Source organism: Roseomonas genomospecies 6, from assembly GCF_008365375.1.
In the GTDB taxonomy this organism is placed as follows: Bacteria; Pseudomonadota; Alphaproteobacteria; order Azospirillales; family Azospirillaceae; genus Azospirillum.
The window spans coordinates 1-2584 of record NZ_QOKW01000068.1; the positions used below are offsets into that span (position 1 = coordinate 1).

Below are 2584 nucleotides of genomic sequence, written 5' to 3' on the forward strand. Positions count from 1 at the left end.
GTACGCATCCGGTGAGTAGCGCGGTCAGGCAGCTTTCGTCTGCTCGGGGATTGCCTTCCAGTTCCAGGGCAGGAGTTCGTGCAGGCGGGTTTGGGGCATGTCGTTGATGCGCGCCAGCACGTCGGCGAGCCACGCCTGGGGATCGACGTCGTTGAGCTTGGCAGTGGTGATCAGGCCGTACATGATCGCCGCCCGCTGCCCGCCGCGATCGGAGCCGCAGAACAGCCACGCTTTCCTCCCGAGGGCGATCCCGCGCAGGCCGCGTTCGGCGGCGTTGTTCGTCAGGCACAGCCGGCCGTCGCCGAGGAAGCGGGTGAAGCCGTCCCAGCGGGTCAGCATGTAGTCCATCGCCTTGGCCACGGGGGCATGGCGGGAGAGCCGGGCCCGCTCCGTCCGCATCCAGCCCTCCAGCGCGGCTACCAGGGTGACGCCGTGCTCCTGGCGTGCCGCCAGCCGCTCGGCCGCCGGCTTGCCGTTCAGGGCGCGCTCAAGATCGAAGAGGGCGTCGATGCGCCTCACGGCCTCCAGCGCCAGCGGTGAGATCGGCGGGGCGTCCTTGCCGCGTCTGGTGTTCATGGCGATGTCGGCCAACTTGAAGAAGCCGCGCCGGGCGTGTGCCCAGCACAGCACCTCGCTGATCGGCCCCGGCCGGCGGTCGGGTTCGTACAGCCGGTTGTAGCCGGCGAACGCATCGGCCTGCAGCCAGCCCGTGAAGCCGGCCAGGTGCCGTTCAGGATGCTCACCCTTGCGGTCGCGCGAATAGTGGAACAGCGCTGCCGGTGGGGCTTGGCCGGCAAACGGCCGGTCATCACGCACATACACCCACAGCCGCCCGGTGTCGGTCTTGCCCTTGGCCAGCACGGGCACCGGCGTGTCGTCGCCATGCAGCCGCCCGGCCGCCATCACATGCGCCGCGATCAGGTCGTGCAGCGGCTTCAGCACCGCGGCGGCGGTGCCTACCTGGTCGGCCAGGGTGGACAGGCTGAGCGACACGCCTTCCCGCGCGTAGCGCTCGGCCTGCCGGTTCAGCGGCTGATGCTGGCCGAACTTCTCGAACAGGAGGGTGGCCAGCAGGTTGGGGCCGGCCCAGCCCCGCGGGGTGGTGTGGAACGGCGCCGGCGGCTGGCTGATCGTCTCGCAGGCCCGGCAGGAGAACCGCTCGCGCACCGTCTGGATCACCTTCCACTGGCGCGGGATCACCTCCAGCGTCTCGGTGATCGTCTCGCCCAGCTTGCACAGCTTGTCCGAGCCGCAGCACGGGCAGCTCGCCGGAGCCGGCACAACGACGCGCTCGCGCGGCAGGTGGTCGGGAAAGGGCTGGCGCGATGGCCGTTTGCGGGTGAAGGCCGCCACCGCGGTGATGCGGGCAGCGGCCTGTTCGGCCGCCAACTCGTCCTCGCTGGCCGTCGCTTCCAGCTCTTCGAGCTGGAACTCCAACTGGTCCAGCAGACGCGCCTTGCGCTCGGAACGCGTGCCGTAGAGTTCGCGCCGGAGCTTCTCGATCTCCAGCTTCAGGCTGGCGATCAGCGCCTCGGTGTTCGACGCCATCGCCCTGGCCCGGGCCGCGTCGGCTTCCGCCGCGTCCGCCCGCGCCTCGGCCTGCGCCAAGGCGGCGCGCAGGCTGTCAATATCGTCGGGCGGGGCAGCGGTCATGGCGCCAGTTTACCTGGGATCGCGCCGTTGAGCCGCCGCAATCTCCCCTGAACCGGTGCGTCGATTCACCGTGTCGCAGTCACCCCGCGGCTTCCGGCCGCCAGGTCTTCTGCGGGTTGCGCCAATCGATGCCCTCGAGCAGATAGCCCATCTGCCCGACCGAGATCGACACCGCGCCGTCCGCCGGCGTCGGCCAGATGAAACGGCCCCGCTCCAGCCTCTTCATGAACAGGCAACTGCCCTGGCCGTCATACCAGATGATCTTCACCAGATCGCCACGGCGTCCGCGGAAGATGAAGAGATGGCCGCTGTGCGGGTCTTGGGCGAAGCGTTCCTGCACCAGCAACGCCAAGCTCGCCCAGCCCTTGCGCATGTCGGTGTGCCCACTGGCCAGCCACACCCGCACGCCACTCGGCACCGGGATCATGCCAGGGCACCGACGACGGCCGCCGCCAGAGCCGGATCGACCGGCCCTTCCAGACGCAGGCGTGCCCCGCTGGGCAGGATGACCTCGAGGATCGCCGGGATCGTGGTCGGCCCCGCTGGAGGCGGCAATGGTTCAGGGGGCTCCAAGACCGGCGGTTCGGTTACGGTCGGCTCCGGCGTGATAGTCACCGCGACGAAGCTGGACGGTTCGGCCACGGCGGTCCCGCTCGCCTTCATCAGCCCTCGCCAGCGGTACAGCAGACTTTCGTGCACGCCCAGCCGGCGGGCCGCTTCCGTCACAACCACGCCGGGGCGGAACGCCTCCTCGACCATTCGGACCTTCTCCGCCGGCGTGTAATTTCGCCGCCGCTCCGTCCCCGTCAGAACCTCGACCCGCTGATAAGCCATGACGTTTGCAACTCGTTTGCGTCCGCGCGATGACGCGCCACGCAAAACTCAGACGTCCGACCCTATTTTGCCAAGGCGGCCCTCACCGGAGGCGTAC

The 2584-nt window shown here is 69.5% G+C and carries 3 protein-coding genes; all 3 read right to left on the reverse strand.

The window, feature by feature from the left end; all coding sequences use genetic code 11:
• Positions 1–24 precede the first annotated feature (24 nt).
• The 3 genes from tnpC to tnpA all read right to left on the reverse strand — a co-directional run bounded on the left by tnpC (position 25) and on the right by tnpA (position 2487).
• Positions 25–1653 (reverse strand): IS66 family transposase, encoded by a 1629-nt coding sequence (gene tnpC, locus DS843_RS30715; RefSeq protein WP_149472600.1) that lies wholly within the window; start codon positions 1651–1653, stop codon positions 25–27.
• 79 nt (positions 1654–1732) lie between these two features.
• Complete coding sequence (tnpB, locus tag DS843_RS30720; protein WP_111065522.1) at positions 1733–2080, reverse strand: IS66 family insertion sequence element accessory protein TnpB; 348 nt, start codon at positions 2078–2080, stop codon at positions 1733–1735.
• Positions 2077–2487, reverse strand: coding sequence for an IS66-like element accessory protein TnpA (gene tnpA / locus DS843_RS30725; RefSeq protein WP_149472601.1), 411 nt, complete (start codon positions 2485–2487; stop codon positions 2077–2079). Before tnpA ends, tnpB begins: the two co-directional genes overlap by 4 nt.
• Between the last annotated feature and the right edge of the window lie 97 nt (positions 2488–2584).

What these genes read in the sequence shown, in the direction of transcription:
- tnpC (WP_149472600.1), bottom strand. Translation starts at nt 1,653, where the DNA reads ATGACCGCTGCCCCGCCCGACGATATTGACAGCCTGCGCGCCGCCTTG.
- tnpA (WP_149472601.1), bottom strand. Translation starts at nt 2,487, where the DNA reads ATGGCTTATCAGCGGGTCGAGGTTCTGACGGGGACGGAGCGGCGGCGA.
- tnpB (WP_111065522.1), bottom strand. Translation starts at nt 2,080, where the DNA reads ATGATCCCGGTGCCGAGTGGCGTGCGGGTGTGGCTGGCCAGTGGGCAC.